25 protein-coding genes are annotated in these 24,454 nt (G+C 71.0%); 9 read left to right on the top strand and 16 right to left on the bottom strand.

The genetic code is table 11. From position 1 onward, the window contains the following. Positions 1-18 precede the first annotated feature (18 nt). Together JYK02_RS22545 and JYK02_RS22540 are read left to right on the top strand one after the other, a co-directional pair. Positions 19-2,295, top strand: coding sequence for an RCC1 domain-containing protein (locus JYK02_RS22545; RefSeq protein ID WP_207053921.1), 2,277 nt, complete (start codon positions 19-21; stop codon positions 2,293-2,295). A gap of 123 nt (positions 2,296-2,418) precedes the next feature. Next, positions 2,419-2,820 (top strand): hypothetical protein, encoded by a 402-nt coding sequence (locus JYK02_RS22540; protein ID WP_207053919.1) that lies wholly within the window; start codon positions 2,419-2,421, stop codon positions 2,818-2,820. Between the two features lie 93 nt (positions 2,821-2,913). Here JYK02_RS22540 and JYK02_RS22535 read toward each other — a convergent pair whose 3' ends face one another. After that, positions 2,914-3,336: an STAS/SEC14 domain-containing protein gene (locus JYK02_RS22535; protein ID WP_207053917.1), complete on the bottom strand. Its 423-nt coding sequence runs from the start codon at positions 3,334-3,336 to the stop codon at positions 2,914-2,916. Positions 3,337-3,502: 166 nt separating this feature from the next. On the opposite strand from JYK02_RS22535, the gene JYK02_RS22530 reads away from it, so the two are divergent. After that, on the top strand, positions 3,503-4,186 hold the full coding sequence (locus JYK02_RS22530; RefSeq protein ID WP_207053915.1) for a hypothetical protein: 684 nt from the start codon (positions 3,503-3,505) through the stop codon (positions 4,184-4,186). A gap of 22 nt (positions 4,187-4,208) precedes the next feature. Here the strand turns inward: JYK02_RS22530 and JYK02_RS22525 are convergent, their stop codons facing one another. Beyond that, positions 4,209-4,628, bottom strand: a complete 420-nt coding sequence (locus JYK02_RS22525) for an STAS/SEC14 domain-containing protein (RefSeq protein ID WP_207053913.1) — start codon at positions 4,626-4,628, stop codon at positions 4,209-4,211. Between the two features lie 389 nt (positions 4,629-5,017). On the opposite strand from JYK02_RS22525, the gene JYK02_RS22520 reads away from it, so the two are divergent. The 3 genes from JYK02_RS22520 (at position 5,018) to JYK02_RS22510 (ending at position 8,266) form a co-directional block, all read left to right on the top strand. Next, positions 5,018-5,971, top strand: coding sequence for an ArsA-related P-loop ATPase (locus JYK02_RS22520; protein ID WP_207055272.1), 954 nt, complete (start codon positions 5,018-5,020; stop codon positions 5,969-5,971). Beyond that, a complete protein-coding gene (locus tag JYK02_RS22515; protein WP_207053911.1) occupies positions 5,968-7,077 on the top strand; it encodes an ArsA family ATPase in 1,110 nt (369 codons plus the stop codon). Before JYK02_RS22520 ends, JYK02_RS22515 begins: the two co-directional genes overlap by 4 nt. A 124-nt stretch (positions 7,078-7,201) precedes the next feature. After that, entirely contained in the window at positions 7,202-8,266 is a 1,065-nt protein-coding gene (locus JYK02_RS22510) for a CBS domain-containing protein (protein ID WP_207053909.1), read from the top strand. 52 nt (positions 8,267-8,318) lie between these two features. On the opposite strand, the gene JYK02_RS22505 is transcribed toward JYK02_RS22510, so the two are convergent. The 4 genes from JYK02_RS22505 to JYK02_RS22490 all read right to left on the bottom strand — a co-directional run bounded on the left by JYK02_RS22505 (position 8,319) and on the right by JYK02_RS22490 (position 11,192). Next, a complete protein-coding gene (locus JYK02_RS22505) occupies positions 8,319-9,122 on the bottom strand; it encodes a Rieske 2Fe-2S domain-containing protein (protein WP_207053907.1) in 804 nt (267 codons plus the stop codon). Continuing rightward, entirely contained in the window at positions 9,119-9,691 is a 573-nt protein-coding gene (locus JYK02_RS22500) for a YceI family protein (RefSeq protein ID WP_207053906.1), read from the bottom strand. Before JYK02_RS22500 ends, JYK02_RS22505 begins: the two co-directional genes overlap by 4 nt. 80 nt (positions 9,692-9,771) lie before the next feature. Continuing rightward, positions 9,772-10,587 carry a hypothetical protein gene (locus JYK02_RS22495; protein WP_207053905.1) on the bottom strand — a complete coding sequence of 272 codons (816 nt, stop codon included), beginning with the start codon at positions 10,585-10,587 and terminating at the stop codon, positions 9,772-9,774. A 179-nt stretch (positions 10,588-10,766) separates the two neighbouring features. Next, entirely contained in the window at positions 10,767-11,192 is a 426-nt protein-coding gene (locus tag JYK02_RS22490; protein WP_207053904.1) for a nuclear transport factor 2 family protein, read from the bottom strand. 228 nt (positions 11,193-11,420) lie between these two features. On the opposite strand from JYK02_RS22490, the gene JYK02_RS22485 reads away from it, so the two are divergent. Both JYK02_RS22485 and JYK02_RS22480 read left to right on the top strand, forming a co-directional pair. Further along, positions 11,421-12,200, top strand: coding sequence for a hypothetical protein (locus tag JYK02_RS22485; protein ID WP_207053903.1), 780 nt, complete (start codon positions 11,421-11,423; stop codon positions 12,198-12,200). After that, positions 12,197-12,700 (top strand): arsinothricin resistance N-acetyltransferase ArsN1 family A, encoded by a 504-nt coding sequence (locus tag JYK02_RS22480; RefSeq protein ID WP_207053902.1) that lies wholly within the window; start codon positions 12,197-12,199, stop codon positions 12,698-12,700. Before JYK02_RS22485 ends, JYK02_RS22480 begins: the two co-directional genes overlap by 4 nt. On the opposite strand, the gene JYK02_RS22475 is transcribed toward JYK02_RS22480, so the two are convergent. The 7 genes from JYK02_RS22475 to JYK02_RS22445 form a co-directional block, all read right to left on the bottom strand. Beyond that, positions 12,701-13,912 (bottom strand): hypothetical protein, encoded by a 1,212-nt coding sequence (locus JYK02_RS22475; RefSeq protein ID WP_207053901.1) that lies wholly within the window; start codon positions 13,910-13,912, stop codon positions 12,701-12,703. Positions 13,913-14,299: 387 nt separating this feature from the next. After that, positions 14,300-14,866 (bottom strand): hypothetical protein, encoded by a 567-nt coding sequence (locus JYK02_RS22470; RefSeq protein WP_207053900.1) that lies wholly within the window; start codon positions 14,864-14,866, stop codon positions 14,300-14,302. Beyond that, positions 14,863-16,074 carry an AAA family ATPase gene (locus tag JYK02_RS22465; RefSeq protein ID WP_242589158.1) on the bottom strand — a complete coding sequence of 404 codons (1,212 nt, stop codon included), beginning with the start codon at positions 16,072-16,074 and terminating at the stop codon, positions 14,863-14,865. The genes JYK02_RS22470 and JYK02_RS22465 overlap by 4 nt, the downstream gene beginning before the upstream one ends. 131 nt (positions 16,075-16,205) lie before the next feature. Then, positions 16,206-17,318, bottom strand: coding sequence for a LysM peptidoglycan-binding domain-containing protein (locus JYK02_RS22460; RefSeq protein WP_207053897.1), 1,113 nt, complete (start codon positions 17,316-17,318; stop codon positions 16,206-16,208). A 104-nt stretch (positions 17,319-17,422) separates the two neighbouring features. Further along, complete coding sequence (locus tag JYK02_RS22455; protein ID WP_207053895.1) at positions 17,423-18,415, bottom strand: c-type cytochrome; 993 nt, start codon at positions 18,413-18,415, stop codon at positions 17,423-17,425. Further along, positions 18,412-18,975: a hypothetical protein gene (locus JYK02_RS22450; protein ID WP_207053893.1), complete on the bottom strand. Its 564-nt coding sequence runs from the start codon at positions 18,973-18,975 to the stop codon at positions 18,412-18,414. The genes JYK02_RS22455 and JYK02_RS22450 overlap by 4 nt, the downstream gene beginning before the upstream one ends. Positions 18,976-19,042: 67 nt before the next feature. Beyond that, positions 19,043-19,915 (bottom strand): hypothetical protein, encoded by an 873-nt coding sequence (locus JYK02_RS22445; protein ID WP_207053891.1) that lies wholly within the window; start codon positions 19,913-19,915, stop codon positions 19,043-19,045. 117 nt (positions 19,916-20,032) lie between these two features. On the opposite strand from JYK02_RS22445, the gene JYK02_RS22440 reads away from it, so the two are divergent. After that, complete coding sequence (locus tag JYK02_RS22440) at positions 20,033-21,490, top strand: glycosyltransferase family 87 protein (RefSeq protein WP_347402591.1); 1,458 nt, start codon at positions 20,033-20,035, stop codon at positions 21,488-21,490. Here the strand turns inward: JYK02_RS22440 and JYK02_RS22435 are convergent. Genes JYK02_RS22435 through JYK02_RS22425 form a run of 3 tightly spaced genes read right to left on the bottom strand, consistent with a single transcriptional unit; the run spans position 21,487 to position 24,373 of the window. Beyond that, positions 21,487-23,226: a cytochrome c oxidase subunit I gene (locus JYK02_RS22435; RefSeq protein WP_207053887.1), complete on the bottom strand. Its 1,740-nt coding sequence runs from the start codon at positions 23,224-23,226 to the stop codon at positions 21,487-21,489. The genes JYK02_RS22440 and JYK02_RS22435 overlap by 4 nt on opposite strands. Further along, entirely contained in the window at positions 23,223-24,059 is an 837-nt protein-coding gene (locus JYK02_RS22430) for a cytochrome c oxidase subunit II (RefSeq protein WP_207053886.1), read from the bottom strand. The genes JYK02_RS22435 and JYK02_RS22430 overlap by 4 nt, the downstream gene beginning before the upstream one ends. Next, positions 24,059-24,373, bottom strand: coding sequence for a hypothetical protein (locus JYK02_RS22425; protein ID WP_207053884.1), 315 nt, complete (start codon positions 24,371-24,373; stop codon positions 24,059-24,061). Before JYK02_RS22425 ends, JYK02_RS22430 begins: the two co-directional genes overlap by 1 nt. Positions 24,374-24,454 lie beyond the last annotated feature (81 nt).

Raw genomic sequence — 24,454 nt, 5'->3', positions numbered from 1 at the left:
TTCCCTTCCGTGAGAGTCATGACGAAGCCCGCCGCCCTCGCGCTCCTCCTGCTGTGCACCGCCGCCGCGTGCACGTCGCCCACGACGGATGCCGTCGCGCCGGAGCCCATGGCCTCCGTCACGTTCACCGTCTCCACGGACAGCACCGGTTCCCAATCCCAGACACGGCACGCGCTGGCGGGCTTCTCCTTCGCGGACGTGGCGCGGATCCGCGTCGACGTGGAGGACGCGGTCAGCCACAGCGCGCTGTTCACGAACTTCGACCTCGTGCCCTCGCCCTCCGGGTGGTCCGGCACCATGCCGTCCCTGCCGCGCCACCGCTCGCTCACGTTCAGCGCGCGGGCCTACGACGGCGGCGACGTGCTCCTCTTCCAGGGCAGCACCACGCAGACGCTCGCCGCGGACCGGGAGGCCGTGGCCATCACGCTCGCGCCCACCCACGACGGCGCGCCCATCACCCTGCCGCGCATCCCCCGCATCCAGCTTCCCGGAGAGCTCGTCTTCGGACAGCCCGCCACCGTCACCTTCTTCGTCGAGGCCACCGCCGGCGAGGCCCTCACCTTCACGCTCACCGCCGCGACCGACGGCGGTTCCTTCCTCCCCTCCAGCGGCACGTTCACGCTCACCGGCACCTCCGGCGCCTTCGTCGCCCGCTACCTGCCCCCTTTCGGCATCCCCAGTCCCACGGACTACACGCACTCGCTCACCGTCACGAACCCGGCGGGTCACTCCATCAGCACCCCGTTCGTGACGCGCGTCCTTCCGGCGGACCTGTCCACGGACTCGCTGGGCACCAGCGTGCGCATCCTCTTCGCGCCCGTCATCAAGGCCCTGGCCGCGTCCCGCCTCGCCGGCACCTCCGACGTCGCGTGGGCCGCCACCGTGTCGGATGATCAGCCCGCCCGCACGCTCGACTACGCGTGGAGCTTCACCCCGGACGCGCCCGTGACGCCCGCGCCGGACTTCACCACGCAGGCCAACCCCACCGTCCTCCAGCACTACGCCCCATCCCTCCAGGGCCACCTCTCCCTCCAGGTCACCGACGCCGCCGGAGCCCGCACCACCGCCACCTACCGCCTGGGCGCGCAGCAGTTCCCCGACGCCCCCTTGCAGACGGGTGGCCCCACGGACGTCGCGCAACTGCGCACCGGCGACAGCCACACCTGCGCGCTCCTCAACGACGGGTCCGTGCGCTGCTTCGGCAGCGGCGCGCAGGGCCGGCTTGGCTACACCGGCACCGCCAACGTCGGCGACGACGAGACGCCCGCGTCCAAGGGCCCCGTGCCCCTCGCCCCGGGGGAGAAGGCCGTGCAACTGGCCACCGGCCTGGGCCACACCTGCGCCCTGCTCTCCACCGGCCGCGTGCGCTGCTGGGGCGCCAATGCGCTGGGACAACTGGGCCTGGGCCACTCGCGCGCCATCGGCGACGACGAGCCCATCGCCAGCGTGGGCACCGTGGACCTGGGCGGCGCCCGCGCGCTGCGCATCACCGCGGGTGCCAACCACACCTGCGCCCTGCTCACCTCCGGTCACGTGCGCTGCTGGGGTGACAACGCGCATGGACAACTGGGCCTGGGCCACACCGACCCGTTGGGCGACAACGAACCTCCACCCACCACCGACGTCCCCGTCGGCGCGCCCGTACAGGACGTGGTCGCGGGCGGTGACCACACCTGCGCCCTGCTCTTCTCCGGCCGTCCGCGCTGCTGGGGTGCCAACGCCTACGGGCAACTCGGTTACAACCGTGACGACGATGTCGGTGACACCGAGTTGCCGTCGTCCGCGGGAGACGTGGACGTGGGCGGCACCGCCGTGCAACTGGCCCTGGGCGCGCAGCACACCTGCGCCCTGGTCACCACGGGCGCGGTGCGCTGCTGGGGCGCCAATGCCTTCGGGCAGGTGGGCAACGGCAACCCGGACTACGCCACGCCCCTCACCGCCGTGGCGCTGGCGTCCGGCCTTCGCGCCGTCCAGGTCGCCGCCGGGGCGCAGCACACCTGCGCCCTGCTCGAGTCCGGCCAGCTCCAGTGCTGGGGCAACGGCGCCCGGGGACGGCTGGGCTACGCCAACACGCGCTCCCTGTCCGCGCCCGGCACCGCCTTCATCGACGTGGGCGGCGCCCCCGCCACGGCCATCACCGCGGGCGGCCAGCACACCTGCGCCGTGCTCTCCAGCGGCCGGGCGCTGTGCTGGGGCCTCAACACGTCCGGACAGCTGGGCCAAGGCCACGTGCGAGCCATGGGCGATGACGAGGCACCCGCGCTCGCCGGGGGCATCCTCCTCGTGTCGCCCTGACGCCGCGCACGGGAGGGCCCTGATGCCTGGCTGCCTGCCCTCCAGGCCCGTGCGCGTGCTCCGGGAGCAGGTTGCCGGACGCGGGGGTGGATGAAGAACCTCCTTCGACGGAGGGAACCCTTCATGGCCGACAACACCACCAAGCGTCCCGCACCCCCGCAGCCCACCGAGGACTTCTACGGACGTCCGACGGCTCCGCGCCAAGGCGGAGACACCCTCCATGAGCAGCCGCAGCGCCCCGAGGCCGACGAGCGGGAGGACGACAAGCGCAAGCCCCGCCGTGAGCTGACCGAGGCCGACGAGAAGGGCATCCGCCCCCGCACCGACGACGACGTGGACGACCGCGACCTGCGCCTGCGCGACGCCAGCGGCCTGCACCCGTACGACCCCCGGGAGCGCGCGCCGGGCGCCTCGCTGGACGACATGCCCGACGGCGACGGCCCGCGCAGCGACGCGGGCACCAACCCGGTGTCCGACGTGTACCTCTACGGCCACCCGGACCGCCTGCCGGACCGCGAGCGCTGAGCGCCCACGCAGCCCCTGGAAACACGACGGGCCAGGACCCGGGCTTCCCGCCCCGTCCTGGCCCTTCTTCGCGTCCAGAGGCCGTGGAGCGCTTCAGCCCACGCGGCGCGGGGCGTGATCCACGCGGTGCGCGTCCACCCAGGCCTCGGCCTGCGCCATCGTGTCCACGAACACCGTGTCGAAGCTGGCCGCGTGGCCGGTGAGCAGCATGGCCACGGACATGGCCTTGCCCACCACCCGCTGCGACAGGTCCGAGCCCACGTACACCACCGAGCGCATCCACTCCGCGCGCACGTTGTTGGCCAGGTACTTGCGCGACTCGGCCGGCAGCTCCGACCCGGGCACCTCCGCCACCAGGTAGAACGGCCCGTTCGCGGCCATCTCCTCGTAGACCCGCAGCGCCCACTTCGCGTCCTGCAGCCCCACGACGCCCGTGTACTTCGTGTGCAACACGTCTGGCGCCGTCATGCGGATCCGGTGCGCGCCACACGTCCACTCGCGAATCTGATGCTCCATGCGGTCCTCCCCCCGGCTACAGGCGGAACCCTACGCCCAACCCCTCCACCCCGGGGAAGCGTCCCGACGCAAACCTGCCCTTTCGGGCGAGTCCTGGCTGTCCATTGGATGTCAGACCCCCTCTGTACTGTGTACCTATTCCGACAGCCTTCCAGAGGGGGAACTCATGACGGAAACCCGTGAACTGCCTCGTGTTTCGGTGAACAAGCTGGGTGAGTACCTGGTCGCCACGCCTGCCCGCCGCAAGCGCATCATCCACGACCAGAAGCACCCGCCGGAGCCCCAGTACCTGCGCTATCCGGAGGCGTCCCAGGCCATCACGGACTTCCTGTGCCGGGGTCTGGATTTGAACGTGCTGCGGGAGGCCCAGCGCCGCTTCGCCTGCGCGGTGCCGCAGACGGAGTTCGAGGCGCAGCGCATGCAGCTGTGCTCCGAGGCGCTGGAGCGCTTCGCGGACCTGGTGCCCTGGCTGGATTTGGACGACGCCATCATCAGCGCGGTGGGCGCGGAGCCGCCGGTGCTGGAGATGGCGGGCGTGACCATCAGCGTGCGCCCGGAGGTGGTGGTGCAGCGGCTGGACAAGCAGGGCAACCCGCGCGTCGGGCTGATGAAGCTCTACTTCTCCAAGACGCACCCGCTGGACGAGCGGAGCGGGCAGTACATCGGCACGCTCCTGCAGCGCTTCGCGGAACAGCACCTGTGCCGGCTGGGCCCGGCGGACCACCGGCTGATGACGGTGGTGGACGTGTTCGCGGGTTCGGTGTTCGTCGCGCCGCGCGCGCACATCCGCCGGCTGGGGGACGTGGTGCTCGCGTGCGAGGAGATCGCCGAGCGCTGGGCCGTCCACTGAAGCTCCGGCTGACGCTTCGGCCCTACGGGGCGCCTTCCTGACGGCGCCGGTGGGCCTCCAGCCACGCGCGGGCCTGGGCCTCCGAGTCCACGAACTCCGCCTCCAGCTTCGCGTCGCCGGTGAAGTTGAGCGCCACCACCAACGCGCGCAGCACCTCCCGGTGCGTGCGCTTGGCGCCGAAGAAGACGACGGCGCGGAACCACGTGGGGCGCACGTGCTCGGCCAGGTACTTGCGCGGCGCGACCGACAGCCCCTCGGAGCTGCTCAGGTCCACGACGAGGTACAGGGGCTTGTCCGGGCCCGCCCCCAGCTCGTGGAACACGTCCACCAGCTCCCGCACGTCCGTCTCTGAAAACGAGCCTCGGACCTTCGTCCAGAGGATGTCGGAGGACTCCAGCGAGACACGCTGTGTCCCGAAGACCCACTCCCGCAGCACCGCCATGCCCTCTCCCACGCAGAGGGCCTGAGGGTACCCAAAACCCGGGGGGCGTCACCAGTCCGTGACCCCTCTTTCCAGAGGGTGTCCCGGCGAACAACCCTCCGGGTTCCCCTCCGGACGGCGACCTGGGTGTCCTCCGGGGCCGGGTCATTCCTCGCACGTCGCGTCATGACGCCCCGCATGAGCCGCGGGGCCCCCGGGGCGGGGCCTTGTGTCACGCGCGGGTCAGCGCGGCGCGGGGGGCCGACGGGGAGTGAACGGAAAGCCGCTATGCTCCGCCGAGGGCGGCCAGGCGGACGGCCGCTCCTGGGCGCATCTCCGGCCGGTTGTCGGGACGCGCTTCCTTGCTCACTGTGAAGGGTCGCGCCGCTGGCGCGGGGGATGGGAGCGTGGTGCTGGAGTCCTTGTGGAGCAGACGCGCCGTGCTCGTGTCGGGCAAGGGCGGCGTGGGCAAGACGACGCTCTCCGCCGCGCTGGCGGTGGCGGCGGCGCGCACGGGCCGGCCGGTGCTCCTGGCGGAGCTGTCCCCGGACGAGGGCGGCCCGTCCACGCTCGCGGGCCTGCTGGGCGTGAAGGAGGCCGGGCCCCGCGTGGTGACCGCCGGGGCGAACCTGTCCTTCGTGCGCCTGTCGGCCCAGGAGGGCCACCGGCTGTTCCTGGAGGAGACCCTGCCCGCGAAGTGGCTGGCGGAAGCCGCGCTGCGCTCCAGGGCCCTGCGGCGCTTCCTGGAGGCGGGGCCGGCGCTGAAGGAGATGGGGCTGATGTTCCAGCTGCTGTCGCTCGTGCGCCGCAAGCACACCGACGGCCGCATGGTGCACCCCCTCACGGTGGTGGACCTGCCCGCCACCGGCCACGCGCTGGCGCTGGCCACGCTGCCCCGGAGCATCCTGTCGCTGATGCCGGGCGGGCCCGTGGGGCGGGCGGTGCGCGAGGGGCTGGACCTCCTGCAGGACCCCGCGCGCACGGGCGTGGTGGTCACCACCCTGCCGGAGCCGCTGCCCGTCAGCGAGACGCTGGCGCTGGTGGACGAGCTGAAGGGCGTGGGGCTGCCGCTGTCCGCGGCGGTGCTCAACCGCATGCCGGAGGACCCCTTCACGCCGGAGTCGCGCGCGGCGCTGGAGCGGCTGTTGGAGACGCACGGGCCGCACCGGGGGCAGCGCGCGCTGGAGCGGCTGGAGCGCGCGAGGGAGGCGCGGCAGCGGCTGGCCGCGGGCCTGGGCGTGCCGCACTGGGGCATGCCGGAGCTGGCGCTGACGGGCATGGCGCTGGTGGAGCGGCTGGCGGAGCTGCTGGGTTCCACACTCGAAGGGGCCGCGTCTCACGGCGGCCGGGAAGCGACGCCATGAACCTGGACGCACTGCTGCGCGACAAGCGGATCATCGTCCTGTGCGGCGCGGGCGGCGTGGGCAAGACGACCACGGCGGCGGCGCTGGGCGTGGCCGCGGCCCGCTCCGGGCGCAAGGTGCTGGTGCTCACCATCGACCCGGCCCGGCGGCTGGCGGAGGCCATGGGGCTGAAGGAGAACGGCGCGGAGCCCACCACCGTCCCCCCGGAGCGCCTGTACGCGGACGGTCCGCGCGGCACGGGCCGGCTGGACGTGTGGATGCTGGAGCCCCGCGTCGTCTTCGAGCGCATGGTGCGCCGGCTGTCCGCCACGGAGAGCGCCGCGCGCGCCATCCTGGAGCACCGGCTGTACCGCTTCCTGTCGGAGCTGGTCGCGGGCGTGCAGGAGTACGCCGCCGCGGAGGCGCTGGACGGCTTCCTCGCGGAGGGCCACTACGACCTCATCCTGCTGGACACGCCGCCCAGCCGCCACGCGCTGGACTTCCTGGAGGCCCCGGGCCGGCTGTCGCGCTTCCTGGATGACCGGGTCATCTCCCTCTTCGGGCCGGACTCCGGCCGCACGGGCCGGCTGTGGCAGGGCGCGCAGGCGCTGGTGGGCCGCGTGCTGGACGGCATCTTCGGCGCGGGCTTCGCGCAGGAGATGCGCTCCTTCGTGGCCGCCTTCGGCGGGCTGTTCGCCGGCATCCGCCTGCACGCGGACCGGCTGCGGGAGCACCTGTCGTCGAAGGACGCGGCGTTCCTGCTGGTCACGTCGCCGGAGGCCGCCGCGCTGCGCGAGGCCACGTTCTTCCAGGAGACGCTCCAGGCGAAGGGGCTGCCCTTCGCGGGCTACGTGCTCAACCGCAGCTGGGCGCGCGAGGACGGCCTGGCCCCGGCCGCCAACCTGAAGCCGCACGCCAGCAACGCCGCGGACGCGGACGCCGTCATCGGGCTGGAGCGCCTGGCGGGCGTGGAGGACGCGCGCGCGAAGGCCCACCGCTCGCTGCTGGCCCGGCTGGCGGAAGGGCTGCCCCGGGGCGCCATGGCCATCGCCGCGCCGGACGCGGGCGCGGACCTGGAGGACTTCCGGGGACTGGTGCACCTGGGCGACGCGCTCACCGTCGCCTGACGTCCGGCCGCGGGCCGCGAGCTCCAAGAGCGGACGGGCGAGCGGCGCCGCACCTGCACGGCTGGAGCTTTGCGCGTTCCGGCCCGCTTCCCATGTTCGCAAGTCGAGGAGGCTTGCGACGCACATGGGCACCAAGGACTACAGCAACGGAAACGGCAGGCATGACCTGGGGCGCGCGGACATCTCCACGCCTCCCACCGACGCGATGGCCACGCACCGCTCGCCGGACGTGGCGCCGCCGGGCTCGCGCGAGCGCTCGGAGTCGGACGTGAGCGGTTGGAACCCGGGGCGCGACGAGGAGCCCTCCAACCGCCAGGGGCGCTTCCACCGCGCCGCCGCGTGGCGCCTGGCCCGCGTGCGCACGGACGTGGACGACACTGGCACGTGGCGCGCGGACCGCGAGGGCGAGCGCGATGGCGGCACCTCCGGGCCCTACGGCCGCGATGACCGCGACCCGCGCTACGCCAACGGCGCCGGCCCCGTGCGCACCCAGGGCGAGGGCACCGCCTACGAGATGCCCGAGCAGCGCGCCAGCTACCGGGAATGGGACCGCACCGGCTACGGCGGCCCGGAGCCCCTGCTGCGCGACCGGCCGCAGGGCCGCGCCGCTTCCCGCGAGGACGCGCGCATGCTCGAGCGGTTCACCCCCCAGCGGGAGGAGCGCTTCCCGTTGGATCCGCGGCTCCGGGAGTCCCGCGACGCAGCGACCGCGTCCGGCACCTCCCGCCGCTGGCGCCGCGAGCCGCTCAGCGCGCGCGACATCATGACCCGCCCGGTGCGCACCGCCCGCCGCGACAGCACGCTGCGCGAGGTGGCGCAGCTCATGCGCGACGAGGACTGCGGCGTGGTGCCCATCGTGGACGCGGACGGGCGGCTGCTGGGCCTGGTCACGGACCGCGACCTCGCGCTGCGCGCCTTCACCGGACAGCGTGCCGTGGACGGCCTGCGCGCGGCGGACGTGATGACGGAGGAGGTGGAGGCGGTGCTGCCGGAGGAGGACCTGCACGGCGTCATCGAGCTGATGGGCCGCAAGCAGGTGCGCCGCGTCCCCGTGGTGGAGCCCGACGACCGGCTGGTGGGCATCATCGCGCTGGGGGACATCGCCAGCCGCGCGGATCAGGACGAGGAGCTGCAGGAGGCGCTGGAGCGCATCTCCTCGCGGCGGTCGTTCTGGAGCCGGCTGCGCTGATCAAGGCCGGCGGGGACGGGAGGCCATGCACGGCCTCCCGTCTTTGAAACACTCAGGCGATGGTGACGACCACGTTGGACGTGTCCGCCGTGACCGTGAACTTCTTCAGGTCGCTGGTGGCGGGGCCCTGCGTGACGGTGCCCGTCTTGGTGAACGTGGACGCATGGCAGGGGCAGAGCAGGCCATCGATGCTGGACTCGAAGCCCACCTCGCACTGCGCATGCGGGCAGATGGAGTCCACGGCCGAATAGGTCCCGTCCTCCAGCTTGAAGACGAAGATGGTCTTTCCGTAGCCGGTGGGCCGGCCGCTCACCATGCCGCCCGTGTTCTGGAGGTCCGGGAACTCGGCGAACGGCAGCGTCACGGTGCCGTTCACCAGCGCGGGGAAGGCGTCGTCACCGGCCTTGATGTTGATGCTCAGCACCTGCGTGCCCGCGTTGTACGTGGCCACGTACGTCTTGAGCGCCACCTTGGCGGGCGGGTTCGTCACCTCGCCCGTGGTGATGTCGAACTTCGACAGGTGGCAGGGGCACACGGCCTCTGTCCCGTCGAAGCCCATGGGGCAGCCCACGTGCGTGCACGTGGCGGACAGCACCGCGTACGTGTCCGCGGACGGGTGCACCACCAGCAGGTTCTCCTGCCCGGAGCCGCCCGGAAAGCGCAGCGTCACCGCCCCGCCCGTGCGGGACAGGTCCGGGTAGCGCTGCACCACCAGCGACACGATGCCGTCATCCCCCGGCATCTGCACGTCCAGCACCGGCGCCGGGTCGATGTCCGGCGCGCACGCCGGCAGCCCCGCCACCACGGCGCCCGTTCCGATGATCTTCTTGAAGAAGTCGCGGCGCGACGAGCTCACGTGCCCTCCGTGAAGACGAGGTGCGGCTCCAGCACCAGCTCGTCTTCCACCTTCACGAGCAGCAGCGTGGGGCGCTCGATGTTGTAGCCCTCCAGGCTGATCTTGAAGGACCCGTCCGCCGTCACCTGCTTGGCGGAGTCGAACTTCACCGTCATGGGGATCTCCACGTCCTTCGTCACGCCGTGGAAGGTGAGCTTGCCCTTGAGGGTCACCGGCACGGAGGCCGGGAACGCGGCGGGCGTCTTCACGCCGGTGCCCACGGCCTTGACCTCCACCAGCGGGAACTTGGAGGCCTCCGTCACCTCCAGCATGTGCGTGTCGCGGTTGGAGTTCTGCGAGTCGAAGTCCTTCACCTGCGCGCGCACGGCCACCTGGAGGGTGCCGTCCGGCTTCAGCACGGCCTTGCCCTCGCTGGGGGGCGCCTTGCCGGACACGGTGTGCATCTTGTGGATGAGCTTGTAGGTGAGGGAGCTGGCGTCCTTCTTCACCGAGTACATCTTCGCGTTCTGCGCGGCGGCGGGGAGCGCGAGCAGCAGGGCAGCGGACAGAACGAGTCGTCGAGCAATCACGGCGGCCTCCAGAGGGGGTACGGCTTGCCTTCCGCACAACGGCCGGCGCGCGGAGACATTCACGACAGGGGGGATGAGGGTCAGAAGGTGAGCGTGACGATGCCCGCGGCGACGCAGCCCAACGTGGCATAGCCCACCACCTGGTGCGCGGTGGCGTACTTCGGCTCCGTGATTTCGCCGTAGCTGTGGGTGGCCAGGATGCCCAGCACCGCCTGGGCAATCATCCCGGCGGTCGCCAGGCTCATGAAGATCTTGTGGAACGTCACCGTGTCCCACTGGAACGCGCGCTCCACCGGATCCGGCGCCAGCACGCCCAGCGTGCCCACGGTGGCGAACAGCAGCGACGTGCCGATGACGACGCCCCGGTGCCACGCCAGCAGCGACCGGTCATCCCCGCCGCCCGTGAACGAGCGGCTGAACTGGATCTGCCCCAGCACGGTGGCCGCGGTGAGGCCGCCCGCCATGGCCAGGCCCAGGCCCTGGTGCAGCTTGAGCATGGTGCGGCGCGTCTCCAGGTCCTTCTGCAGGTCCGGATCCAGCAGGCCCTTGGAGGCCTCCGCCTCCGGCGTGAGCAGGTCGAAGTCCAGGCTGGGCTCCGACGTGGAGCCCTGGGTGGCGGACGAGTCCGTCGAGCCGGCCGAGCCCGGGGAGCCCGAGGGCTCCTGCGTGGCGGACACGGGCGGCGTCACGTCCGGCGTCACCGGGGTCGGCGCGGCGGGGGTGGTGGGCGCGGCCTCCTGCGGAGGGGGCGGCACGGGACGGGCGGGCTTGCGCTTCGCGGGCTTGCGCTTGGCGGCGGCGACCAGCACGGGAGCGTCCGGCGCGAGGGCCGCGCCAGCGGGGGAGGCCGCCAGGAGCAGGACGGCCAGGAGGGGGGCAATGACGCGGGTCATCATGGGGTTCCGGGGGGGGACAACGCGGCCCGTCGAAAGCGGGGGCCCTGTCTTCCCAGGCTACCCCGGCTCAAGGCTCCGGTGCACGGAAGTGCACACAGGATCCGGGTGAACCTTGCGATGACGGTGCACCCCGGGGTGGGAGGTGGAGCCACGCCCCGGGGGCCACCAGACGTGACGCGTTACGCGGGCGTCGTGGACGGCACCTCGGTCCGAGGCGCGGTGCCGTGGGCCAGCTCCTGCCCCAGGGCGTGCGGGTCGAAGTAGGCGAAGAAGCGGCGGACCCGGTCGCCGTCCCACTCGATGATGGAGACGCCCTCGTAGGCGATGGCGGCCCCGTTGTGCGCGGTGCCCTGCGTCTCCCACTCCAGGGCCACGCGGTCACCGGATTCGATCATGTTGCGGAAGGTGGACTTCACCTTGCCCAGGGTGCCCTTGTACTCGGTCCAGAAGCGGCGGGCGCCGTCGACGCCGGAGAAGACACTGGGCGAAGCGACGTTGCTCACCTGCGCGTCGTCGGTGAAGAGGGCGATCATCGGCTCGATGTCGCCGTGCTCCTCCAGTTTCAGCAGTGCGTCCACGAACCGCTGCGCTCGTTCCATCGGCATCGGGAGTCCTCGTTCGTCGCAAGAGAGGTAAGGGGTGTGCCCGGGAAGGGTGCGCACGCGGGGGGAAGGTGGCCTGCCTCCCAAGGCTGCTCCCTCGTCCTCCGGACGGAGGCCCCACCCCCTTGCCCCCGGTCCGCCGACACTGTCCGCTCGTGGGAGCCATGGGCAGCGGGGGCCCCCTTGCTCGCGGGCTTTCGCCGGAGGATGACTGTCCCTGTAGGAGTCCCCATGTCCCAGGCAGCCCTCCGTTCCGCGCCGCCGTCCGTCACCGTCGATGAAGCGCCCACCGACCTTCCCGCGCCCATCGCGGCGGAGTCGTTCCCGCCGCTGGCGTCGCTGCTGGAGGAGGTGCGCTCTCCGGGGATGGTGCGCGCGGACATCGACGCGCTCATCGTGGGGCTGGGCCGGCCACCCGCGCCGGACGAATCCCCGCGCGAGCGAGCGGATCTCCTGCTGGGGCTGCTGGAGCGGAACAACCCGGTGGGGGACCACACGGGCTCGGGCGGGATGAAGGTGCGGCACGCGGCGAAGGAGGCCTTGCTGGCCCTGGGCTACCCCTACGCGCTGGAGCTGCCGCCGGAACTCGTGGAGTTGAAGCGCTCCGGAGGGAGGGAGCCGGGGCTGAGCGGGGGCGATGTCACCCTGGCGGTGGTGAGCCTGCTGTTCCAGTCGGGGAGCCTGATGGGGGTGGGGGCCCTCCTCGACTACATCGAGATGCCGGCGGCGACCGAGGTGACGGTTGGCATCGGTCTGGTCCTCTGGCTCTTCACCGTGCTCTCCATGGCGGGCCATGCCTCGCGGTCGCGGGACCTGCAGGTCATCAGCTCGCCGGTGCTGTGGGCGGCGGCGGGCATCTGGAGCCTGATCGCCGTCCCGTCCGCCTTGTTCACGAACGGCATCTCCCTGCTCGTCGTCCCGTGGCACCTCGCGCTGTGGACCGCGTACTCCCTGCGCCCGGAGCCTGCATCGGACGAACCGGCGCCGAGCACGCCCGGGCCCACGCCATGACCGCGCCGCCCACCGTCCGGGCCGCCAGGCGGGAGGACCGGGCCGCCATCGCGGCCATCTACAACGCGGCCCTCGCCGAGCGCGCCTCCACGTTCGAAACGCGCCCGCGCACGCCCGAGGACATCGACGCATGGCTGGGCAAGCGTCACCCGGTGCTGGTGGCGGAGGAGGACGGGCGCGTCATCGCGTACGTCTCCACCACCGCGTACAGCCCGCGCGAGTGCTACGCGGGCATCGCCGACTTCAGCATCTACGTGGCGCCAGAGGCCCGGGGGCGCAACGTGGGCCAGCACCTGATGCAGGCGCTGATCCGTGCAGCGGAAGGAGCGGGCTTCCACAAGCTCACCTCGCGCGTCTTCGCCACCAACGTGCGCAGCCGCGCACTGCTCGGGCGGCTGGGATTCCGGGAGGTGGGCGTGCACGAGAAGCACGCCCCGCTGGACGGTGTGTGGCACGACATCGTGGTGGTGGAGAAGCTGCTGCCCGCGAACGTGAAGTGATCAGCGCCGCGAGTCCCGGGCCCACTCCTCGCGAGTCCAGCCCTGCCGTTCATAGAGGGCCCGGCGCTCCGCGGGCAGGGCGTCCCAGGAGACGCCGGGGTCCAGGTCCCGGGGGCGGCTGAAGAGTCCGGGGATGTCGCCCCGGACGGCCTGGATGGCGCGCTCGGGGGGGAGGCCGCGCAGGCCGTAGCCCAGCTTGAGGCCCGCGTGGCTCTGGCTGGCCTTGTCGGAGGCCTCGAAGGCGATGCCGCCGCCGAACTCCGCGGTGCGGGGGTTGAGGGTCGCATGGGCGCGGGCATGCGAACCCGCGCCCAGGGACAGCTCCACCTTGCCCTCCGAGTCTCGGCTCACGCTGGCGATGCCCAGGTCCACCTGGAGCTGCGTCTCCGTCTTGCCGTGCGCATCCGTCATCACCTCGAGACCCACGGGCCCGGCCTTCGCGGCGACGCCCGCCTGCGTCTGGACGTCGGTGGTGCCGCGAGCGGAGGCATGGGCCTCGCTCTTGAAGTGGAGCAGGTCGTGGGCCGCGCTCACTTCGGCGGAGAGGAAGGCCCCGGCGGGCCGCTCACCGGAGAGGACCTGCGCGCGGGCGCTGACGGTCGCGTAGGCCTGGACGAGCGAGTGCCGAGGACGTCCCAGCCCGGCCTTCCATTCGGCCTCGTATCGCTCACGCCGAGGGTCGGACCAGGAGAGGCCGAGCGACGTCTCGCGAAGCTCCAGCGCCTGAGGAGGCCCGAGCGCGCGAAGGGCCTGGAGGCTGCCCGCCTGGGCCACGGCTTCACCATGGCGTTGCAGGTAGGCGTCATAGGCAACGACAGTTGCGCGGCCCGAGTCGGTGGCATGGGCGTTCACTGCGTCGCGCAGGGCCGAGGGCAGCTTCGGATCATTGACGAAGATCTCCGGCCGCCCAGGCATGCCGAGCGGCCCCGCCACGTCCCCCGGCCGCCGCGAGAGGACACCGTTCGAAGCAGCCTGTTCAAGGAAGGCCTGGCGCGAAGGAGCATCCATCCGAGACACGTAGGCGCTGAGCAGGCCATCGCGGTCCATGCGCTCCAGCGTGGCGCGGTAGGCCTCACGAGGCACGGAGCCAAGCGCATCGTGCGTGGCCTTCAAGTCGCCGCCCGTGAGGAACGGGTTCGACAGGCTGCGCGTCAGGTGCGAGCGGACCGAGGCATAGACATCCTCGGGGACAGGAGCGGAAGGAGCACGCATCCGGCCGCCCATGGCCAGAAGCTCACGCGCGGACACAGCGGGGCCTTCGGTGTTCGACGAGGTCCGGGGTGCAGTGGGCGCAGTGGAGGGGCCGTCATAGGCACGCAGCTCGTTGCGCGAAGGCGCGGAGGCGCTGCTCTCACTGACGGAGGTCCTGCGGGACGCGGCCGTGCCCACGCGAAGGGGGGCATCGGGTTCAGGAAGCGTGGGTTCAGGGGACAGGGGACTGCTACCAGGCGCATCGATTCGGGACATCAGGCTCGCTCCGAGGAAGGAGGAGCCGGCCCGTGGTGCACCCGGTGCGCCACCGTCAGGTACCTGGAATCAGGGGCTTCGCAGTTCGGAGGATCCGCCATCCGGACCGGGGATCCTCCTGCTCGGACGCACTCAGACGGGAGTGCGGTCCAGCCAGGCTCGCAACCGGTCGCGGAGGTCCTTCAGCTCCGGGCAGACCGTAAGCAGGGCCTGCCACTGCGCGCCCAGTCCCTGCATCGCACGTTTGCGGCCACTCCCCACCTGCATCAACCATCCCTGCTGACGCAGGAACGGGTCCGCGTAGTGCTCCTTGGGGTCATGGTGCGCGCGAACTTCGGACCAGGGAACACCGAGCGCATCACGATGCAGCGCGAGCATCCACACCTCAACCTCTTGGACGGCAAGGCATGCAATGAGCCGATGCGGATGCTCCGCTTCACGGCCTTTCGCCAGATGGGAGTTGCCCAACCGGTCTCCGTCCCGATCGACCATCAGGAGGAACAAATTCTCCATCGGGTTCTCCGCGACGATGCTCTCGATCATCTTCTTGTCGAGCGCTTCGGAAGTACCGCGGAGGTGTGGATCCTTGAGGACCTCGATACGAGCCCTGCGCCCCAGATCCTCGAAGAGCTTCTCGACGATGGGCTTGAGGATGTACTGGTCGCGCGTGGGGTCCTCGGGAATGACGAGGACCTTCACAATGCGCGCTCCAGCCAGCCCGTGGTGAACAGGTGCTCGATGTTGGAGCGCTGTGATACCTCCTCGAAGTGCGGAAGGTCGCCCAGGCGGCGCAGCACCGTGCCGTCTTGGTCCGGGGAACGAGCGCAGAGCACGGTGTTCTTTAGGGATTCGGCGGATAAGGCTTGCAGCACCTGTGGCGAGTGCGTGGTCAGGATGACCTGGAGACCTCGCTCACGTACGACGGACTCCAGGAACTCGACGAGCAGATGGATTCGCTGCGGATGAAGTCCGGTCTCGGGCTCTTCCAGAATCACGAGGCTGCCCTCCTGCACGGTCCTCAATGCAACCAGTGTTCCCAGGAAGCGCAACGTCCCGTCCGACAGGCTCCTCGCAGGCGTCCGGGTCCCATCCTTCTCCACGAGGACAAGCATCACGTCACCCAGCTCGGTCCTGCTGAAATCGAGCCCGACGATTTCCGGACCGCACAGCTCGGCGAGCCAGTCGACCCATTCCTGCTGGGTGTCCGGATGGCGCTCGCAGTGGGACCAGAGCACAGACGAGATGTTCTCTCCTTCGGTCCCCAACTCGATGTCCTGCTGAGGCGAGTAGCCGCGCATTCTCGCGGGAATCACCTCAAGGAAGAGAGAGTGCCCAAGCGTCAAAACTTGAGTCGCCGGGCCTGCGTACAGCTCACTGAACCGACTAAGTGCTTGGCGATAGACGCTTTGATTAGCCTCGTTTGGGACCAGGAATGTGAGGCTCTGTTCGTCCGTCGAAATGCTGGGTTGTGCGTTGTATGGAAACAAGCCTTTGACAGGCACTGAATCGACAGCGATCCGAGAGGATCCTCTTAGGACTGGCCCATCCAGCGCTACCCGCTCCCAACGAAATACTGGCTCCCCACGAACCTCAATTCTCATGCCGTGAGTCATCAGGTCGGGCTCCGCTATCCAGCGAAGCGTCAGCTCCACCAACGCATTCGCCGAGCGCGCGAGGCCCATGCTTCCACCGCGCAGAGCGGGAGCGACCTCGCGCCCCGCCTCACGGCGTCCCTGGAGAGCCTCGGTCAGCGTCCATCCCAGTTCCAGCCGCTGAACCAGCCGCAACGCATCCAGCAGGTTGCTCTTGCCGGAGCCGTTCGCGCCCACGAGCACCGTCAGCGGCGCGAGCTTCACTTCCGCGTCCGCGAAGCTCTTGAAGTTCTTGAGGTGGATGGATTCAAGCATCGCCACCACCCTACTTCACGGCCCCCGGCACGCGAACGCCCATCCCCCAGCAAGCGTCCTCCAGAAACGACGAGGGACCCCGAGCCCGTAGGCCCGGAGTCCCCAAACCTGTCCGACAGTCGGACAGGTTCTCAGCCCAGCACGTCCTGCGCGCGGCGGTAGTACATCTCGCGGCTCGCGAGGCCGTTGTAGCCGCCGTTGATGCGGCGGGTGACTTCGCGGAAGTTGCCCGCGTCCGCGTAGCTGTTCAGGTTGCGCGACTGCCAGTACCAACCCGCGATGCGGAACGCGACGTCCGGATCCTTCGCTCGCTCCGGGTGCCCTTCCAGGTCGATGCCCAGCGCCTTACCCGCCGCTCGGTAGTTCGCGCGGCCCGTGAGCTGGATGGGACCCCGGCCCTTGTAGCGCTTGCCGTCTCCCGGCTGCGTGTTGCCCAGGTCCTTGCGGCCCTCGTACGCCGCGCCGGAGGCAATCTCCTCCATGTAGCGCAGCTCGCCGCTCTCATGCGCCAGCTGTGCCAGGAACATCTCCTTGCGGCGGGGCGTGTTGATGTTCGCCTCCGCCATCGCCTTGTTCAGGTGCGGCAGGTACTGCTCCGCCTTCGCTTGCGACAGGTTCGGCATGATCCGCCGCAACTGCGCCGCCGTCACCCCACCCTTGCCGCCCGACGTGCCCGGCGTCCCACCCACGCCACCCGTCGACGGAGGCGGCTTCGACGTCCCGCCCGTGCCACCCGTGCGGCCCGGAATCGTGAGCTTCTGACCGACGTAGATCTTGTTCGGGTTGGAGATGTGATTGGCCTGCTGCAACGCCCCCACCGTCGTGCCGTACCGGCCCGCGATGCCGCTCAGCGTGTCGCCGCTGCGCACCGTGTACGAAGCGCCCCCGGAGGACGGCGGCTTCGACGTCACCGGCGACGCACCTCCGCCCGCGCCCGGAATCGTCAGCCGCTGGCCCACGTAGATCTTGTTCGGGTTCGTGATGTGATTGGCCTTCGCCAGCGCCCCCACCGTCGTGCCGTGCCGCCCCGCGATGCCGCTCAGCGTGTCGCCGCTGCGCACCGTGTAGCTGCCCGCCTTGGACGGCGCCGCCTGGAACCCGTCCGGCACCGTCAGCCGCTGGCCCACCCGGATGAGGTTCGCGTTCGCGATGTGGTTCGTCTTCTGGAGCGAGCCCACCGACGTGTTGAAGCGCTGCGCGAGGCCGCTCAACGTGTCGCCGCTGCGAACGGAATAGGTCGTCACGGTTAAAACTCCGGGAAAAGAGGTAAAGCAGTGCCCGGATTTTCGCGACGGCTGGGAATTAGTTTCCCAGGAAGACCTACTTTTCAGGTTGCTAAATCTATCCGTTATTCCTGTGCCTTCGAGTCACGCAACCGTTGCTGAAGGTCGCGGGCCGCGGAGGTGTCGTGCATCACGACGAGGCTCTGCACGTAGTACGCGAGCGCCCAGAGGTTTTCCTCCGGGATGGCGCCCTTCCATGAAGGCATGGCCGCGCCGCCGACGCCCGCGGCCATGACGCGGTAGAGGTCCTCGCGCTGGGCCTGCGCGGTGTACGGCTGGCCCTCCACGCGCGTGCCCTGGGGCCACACGGTGCGCAGGCGATGGAAGAGGAAGTCGGGCGGCAGCACCTTCGCCAGCTGCGTGGCTTCGCCCTTCGCATCCACGGTGAGCGAGTAGTCCGAATCCCGAGGCAGCGCGGTGTACGGATCCGCGTTCGCCAGGTTCACCTTGCGGCCGGTGACGCTCTCCATGAGCGCGGCGAGATCCGCGCGCGGCAGGTACGCGACGTGGCAACTGGCGCAGCCCGCGTTGCCCTTGCCGGCCACGTGGTAGACGGTGCGGCCGCGCTCCACGGCCTCGGCTTCACGGCCCTTCCACGGGTCCTCGGACAGGGCGATGGCCGCGCCGGGAGACTCCTGCTTCCAGCGCGGGCTGAAGGTCTTGAGGTACTGCACCACGGCGTCCACGTCCGCCGGAGGCACGTCCCACGCGAACATGGGCGTGCCGTGCAGGCCCCGGCGCAGGGTGCGCTTCAGCGCGTCGTCGGTGGGCAGCTCGCCCGCGGCCACGCCGCCGAACTTGTAGAGGCCCTGGCGGAAGTTGCGCGGCGGAGGCCGCATGCCGGAGCCGGCCGGGCCCTGACCGTCGCCCTTCTCGCCATGACAGGACGCGCAGTAGTGCGTGTAGACGTCGTGTCCGCGCGACAGCGTCGCGGCCGGGATGACGGTGCCGTCCGCGAGCTTCAGGGGCTCGAAGGTGGGCGGGTCCTTGCGGCACGCGGGAGCAAGCGCTCCCAATGCGAGCACGGCGAGGATGCGGAGCGAGGAAGTGGGCTTCATGGGAGGTACACCACCGCGAAGAGGACGCCGTACATCACCGTCGAACACCACCAGCCGGGAAGCGCACGCCGCAGCGGAGCACGAGCTTCCTGGCCTCGCAGGATGCGCAGTCCCGCGCGCAGCAACCCCAGCATCACGACTCCCAGGTGCACGGCGTGCACCGCCGACAGGCCATACAGCGACGAGCCGAAGACGCCGCTGTCGGGGATGCGCAGGTCGCGGTACCAGAACAGCACATGCAGCCACGCCGCCTGCGTCGCGAGGAACGCCACGCCAGCGCCCAGCACGCCCGCCAACGTGAGGCGGTTCGTCTGCGAATGCCGGAGCGAGGCATGCAGCAACACCGCCCCGATGACGAGGAGCCCGCCCGCCAGCGCGGGGACGAGGACTCCAGGGCGCGCGGACGCGGGAGGCCAGAAGCCACGCAGCCGGTAGAAGCCCGCGGTGAAGGCCACCGCGCAGAAGAGCATCGCGGCCGCCGAGTGCGCGATGACGACCCCGAACCAGAGGTTCCCTTCGTCGCGTTGGAGGGACAGCGAGGCCCGTTCGTTCGTGCTCACGGGGTGGGACTCTCGCATGCCTGGGCCCGGCGGAAAGCACCAGGAAGCCGGGCGGCCCCCTCGACTCTCAGTCGCGGGCTGCCTGTGCCCTCAGGATCTTCACGAAGCTCCCGCGCTGCCTCGCTCCGGACCGGCGCAGGGAGTCCTGCTCGGCAATCCAGAAGGAACTGAGCCGGCTCGGTTCTTCGTTCACGACTTCGACAAGCGCCGCGAGGAAGTTCCGGACGCGATGCGGCTCCAGGCGTGCGGAGGCTGGCACGGCATTCCAATCCTGTTCCTCCAGGCGCGAGAGCACGACCTCTCCACTGTCATCGTCGACTGCATAGACGAGCACCCGGAACAGGATTGAAAGCGAGCGGTCCGGACGCTCCCGGGTCTCCACCCAGTCGAGGACCGTGGCGCCTGCCTCTATCTTTGGCAGGCTTTTGAGGAGGTCTTGCAGCGCCTGGGCTGAGAGTTCCTCTCCAGGAAGAGGCGGTTCGATGACAGCCTCTTCGGGCAGGAGGTCGAGCGCCGGCAGGTCGGGCGTACCCGTGGGCGAGAAGCGCACGGAGCTGATCCGTTTGCCGTCGTCCCCGACGTACGTCGAGAACATGTCGAGCCGGCGCGCCTCCAGGTCGAAGACGTAGATGTAGGCCACGAGCCCGGTCTCGTCCGGTGCGACCCGAGGTCCGGGGTCCTCCTCCGTGTGGCGTTCGACCTCCGTGTACCCGGGCAGAGGCATGCAGTTCGTCCAGCCCCAGGGAGCCTCATCGATGAGCTCGCGCACCACGGCCTGCAAGTCGCCATGCACCTGCTGCACGCGATTCAGGAGGTGTTGCCCGAGGCCCGTCGGAGCGCCATTCCGGAAGTGATCGACCCCACGCCAGGGCCGCTCGGAGACGTGCTTGGGGACTCCCGAGCCCGACGTGTACACGGCGATCGCTGCTGGAATCGACATGGCATGATCCCCCGGTTCAGGTCAGGTAGCCTGCGCTCTTCCCACATGCCAGCATCGATGTCTCCAGCCCCTTCGAGAATCACGAACCCCGGTTCAGACGTCTGGCCGTTGCTCATCGTGGCGCTGGGTGCCTGGGTGCTGCGCGCGTTGGCGTTCTTCCATCGCTCCGGGCCCATGGGCTACCCCATGGACTACGACGAGGGCGTCTACTTCTCCGCCGCGTCGCTCCTGCTGCGCGGGGACCTGCCCTACCGCGACTTCATCTTCGTCCACCCGCCTGGCGGACTCCTGCTGTGGGCTCCCGGTGCCGCGCTCACGCTGGGGCTCGATGCGGCCACCGCCTATGGCGTCACCCGCTACCTCGCCGCCGCCGTGGGCGCGCTGTGCGTATTCCTCGCGGGCCGCGTCGCGTGGCGGGCGTGGAGGCCGCTCGCGGGCTGCGTGGCCGCGCTCGCGTATGCGGCGTATCCGGAGGCCGCGCTCGTCGAGCGGGGCACCTTCCTCGAACCCCTGCTCAACGCCCTGTGCCTGGGCTTCGCGAACCTCTGGCTCGCCCCCGGTCCCCACTCCCGAGCACGCCGCATCGGCGCGGGCGTGCTGCTGGGCCTCGCCATCTCCGTGAAGATTCCCGGGGGGATGTGGCTCGTCGCCGCGCTGTTCGCCCGTCCTGGGAAGGAGTCCTGGCGCCAGGCAATCCCGACCGTGCTCGCCGCGCTCGCCACCTTCGCCGTCGTCGTGGGCCCGCTGGCCGCGCTCGCCCCTTCCGAGTTCCTTCGCGACGTCATCACCTTCCAGGCCGTGCGCCCCGCGGACGGTGAGCCGGACCGCTGGCTGCGCCTGCGCGACATCTTCCACGAGCGCAGGGTGGGCGAAGTGCTCCTCGCGCTCGTGGGCCTGGGCACCGCGTGCGTGCGAGCCTTCCGCGCGCCTCCCGAGCAGCGCCCCGCGGCCCGCTTCTTCGCCTGCGCGTTCCTGCTCAGCGTGGCCCTGTTCCTCGCGTCACGGACCTACTGGAACCAGTACAACGCGCACCTCGCCGCGTCGGAGGCCGTGCTCGCGGGCCTGGGCGCCTCCGTGCTCCACGCCTTCAGCGTGCGCTGGGGCCGTACCGCATCACGGGCCGTGGCCGCGCTTATGCTTGTCTCGGCTTGCATGCCCGGTGTGTGGCACGTCTTCCAGAGTGGCCAGCAGCAGGCGCCGGACGTCACGGCGCTCGCGAAGTACCTCCGCGCCGACGTGCCCGCCAAGGCGTGCCTCTTCTCCTTCGAGCCGGGCTGGGCGCTCGCGGCGGGCCGGCTCCCCATGGGGGCCACGCCCATCGTCGACACCTACGCCACCATGATCCAGGACGCCATGAGCGCGGGCGACCGCTTCGACGAGACCGCCGAGGCCCTCTCCGCCCCCGAGGCCCAGCAGGCCCTGCGCGTCATGCTGGACTCCTGCCGCTTCGTCATCCTCGGCTGGCGCGGCACCTGGCAGCTCACGCCGGAGAGCCGCCCCTGGTTCAAGCAGCGCTTCGTCCGCCGCTTCCCCACGGGCGACACCGGCGGCGTGGACCTCTGGGAGCACCGCTAGACGGCGCCCTCCACCCCGGGAACTGGCGGCGCCACCGGCTCCGCGGCCGGCACGTCCACGGACAGCGGCTCCGCCTGTCCAATCCAGTCGCGACCCAGTTGCTCTTGTACTTCCGGTTGCGACAGCGCATGCGGCCCGCGCAGCACCACGCCAGCCGGCCCCGGCCCCATGCCCGTCCACTCCAGCGTGCCCACTTGCCACGGGTTCGGCTCCGCGGCCCGGCCCCACCCGAGCGTCCGCACCAGGTTCACCACGAACACCAACTGCACCGTGCCCAGCGCGAACGCGGCCCAACTGGTCCACCGGTTCAACGTGAGCAGGTGCGCGAGGAACGTGTACTGGTACGGGTCATAGAGCCGCCGCAGCTGCCCCGCGTAGCCCGCCACCAACTGCCCGCCGAAGACAGCGATGAACAGCACCGCGCTCAGGAGCACGTGCACCTTCGCCAGCCGCTCATCCAGCGCGCGTCCGTACATGCGCGGGAACCAGAAGTAGAGCCCCGCGAACACCGCGAGGAAGCTGGCCGCGCCCATCGTCAGGTGGAAGTGGCCCACCACCCACATGGTCCCGTGCAGCGGCACGTCCGTCGCCACCGCGCCCAGCGCCAGGCCCGTGATGCCGCCCAGGCCGAAGACAATCATCGTCGCCAGCGCCGCGAGCATCGGCGACGTGAGCCGCACGCTCCCGCGCCACAGCGTCATCAGCCAGTTGAGGAACATCACCTCCGCGGGCAGCGAAATCAGCAGCGTCAGCACCATGAACGTGCGCCCCAGCACCGGCGCCATCCCGCTGGTGAACAGGTGGTGCGCGTACACCGCGCCGCTCAGCGCCGTCACCGCGCCCATGGCCCCCGCCGTCAGCCGGTAGCCGTGCGCGGGCTTGCGGCTGAAGAACGCCACGAAGTCCCCCACCATGCCCCACGCGGGCAGGATGAGGATGTAGACCTCCGGGTGGCCGAACAGCCAGAACAGGTGCTGGTACACCACCGGGTCGCCGCCCCCGCCCACCGCCGCCGCGCCCGCGATGAAGAACTGCGTGCCCGCCACCCGGTCCAGCAGGAGCAGCCCCGTGGCCGCCGCCAGCACCGGCACGAACAGCACGTTGAGCACCGCGCCGTAGAACAGCCCCCACACCACCAGCGGCAGCCGCCCCCACGTCATCCCCGGCGCCCGGCAGCGCACCACGGTGACGACGAAGTTGAGCCCGTACAGGAACGCGGACACGCCCACGCACAGCACCGCCACCGTCACCAGCGTCTGCCCCAGCCCCGGCGTGAACGCGGGCGTCGCCAGCGGAGGATACGACGTCCACCCCGCGCTCGCGGGCCCCAGCCGCACGACGAACGACACCAGCATCAGCGCGCCGCCCACCGCGTACGCCCAGAAGCCGAGCGGCGACAGCCGGGGGAACGCCATCTGCTTCGAGCCGATGGCCAGCGGCAGCACGAAGTGCCCCAGCGCCCCGAAGAGCAGCGGCGTCACCGCGAAGAAGATCATCAGCAGGCCGTGCATCGTGAACACGGCCGTGTACGCGGGCGGCGTCAGCGCGCCCTTCGACTCGGGCAGCGCCCACGCGAGCCCCGGCACCGGCTGCCCGGGCCACGCCCACTGGAAGCGGATGAGCATGGCCAAGAGGCCGCCCACCAACAGGAACAGGAACCCGCCCCACAGGTACTGCCGCGCCACGCGCTGGGGGTCCGTCGTCCAGAGCGACCTCAGGAACGCCCCCGCCTTCATGGCGTCCTCCACACCCAGCCCCAGTGGGCCGCCGTGTCATCCGGGTCGTAGGCCTGCACGGCCTTGAGGCTCGCCTCGCGCAGCCACGCCGCGTAGGCCTCCGGGGACAGCGCCGTCAGCATGCCGCGCATCCGGTAGTGGCTGGTGCCGCAGTGCTGGTAGCAGGCCGCCTCCCACGCGCCCTCGCGCGCGGCCTGGAACCAGGTCTGGTTCACGCGGCCCGGGATGGCATCCAGCTTCACGCGGAAGGCCGGCAGGCTGAACCCGTGCACCACGTCCGTGGAGACGAGCTGCACCCAGATGGGCACGCCCGCCGGCACGCGCAGGTCGTTCCAGGTGATGACGTCGTCCTTCGTGCCGAACGCGCCGTCCGCGCCCGCGTACCGCGCCTCCCACGACCACTGGTGCGCGTTGATTTCAATGCGCACCGTGCGCGGATCCTCGGTGGGGACCTGGAAGTTCCAGAGCACCTCGCGCAGGTAGCGCTCGGAGCCCAGGAACAGCGTGCCGTCCACCACGCCGAACACGCCCAGGGCCAGCCCCAGCACCCACGCCCTCGAGCGCCGCGTGCCCCCGTCCGGCGCCACCTTCCGCGCGCCCCGGAAGCGCACCACCGCCAGCACCAGCCACCCGAGCATCACCGCCGCCAGCGCGAGGTCGAAGCCGTGGTTCGTGGCCAGCAGCGCGTCGATGCGGTCGCCCGTCGCGCTCGCGTTTTCCGGCGGCGACAGGCTCCACGCGCCTCGCGCGGACGGCACCGCCAGGGGGGCCTGCGCATCCGGCGGAGCGGCGTCGCTCGCGGACGCGGGGGACAACGCAGGGGACTCCGCCATCAGGGATGCTCCTGTTCCACGGGGGCCGAAGCCCGCTCGGCTTCCGGCGCTCCGGACCCCGCCCGCCTGGCCGCCCAGAGCCCCACGCCCACCAGCGCGAAGGGCACCAGCATCAGCGCCAGCAGCAGCTCCCCCGCACCGCCCGGAGACTCCGGTGCCCGGGCCGTGCACGAGGGACACGCCAGCGCCACCGCCGGCATCAGCCCGCCGAGCAGCCCGAGCAGCCCGAGCCACGGCCCCGCCAGCGACCGGAAGCCTCCCCTCCCGCCCGGCGAAGCGCGTCCACCCGGGGGCTGGAAGAGGGCCTGCGACATGCCTCCGGGCTAGCACGCACCCAACGTCCCCTCAAGGCGCACCCCGTGCGGCCCCGGCTCGGGGGTCGGCCACTCTCCCTC

Origin of the sequence: Corallococcus macrosporus (genome assembly GCF_017302985.1) — a bacterium.
In the GTDB taxonomy this organism is placed as follows: domain Bacteria; phylum Myxococcota; class Myxococcia; order Myxococcales; family Myxococcaceae; genus Corallococcus; species Corallococcus macrosporus_A.
This window is presented reverse-complemented; position numbering and strand designations above follow the sequence as displayed.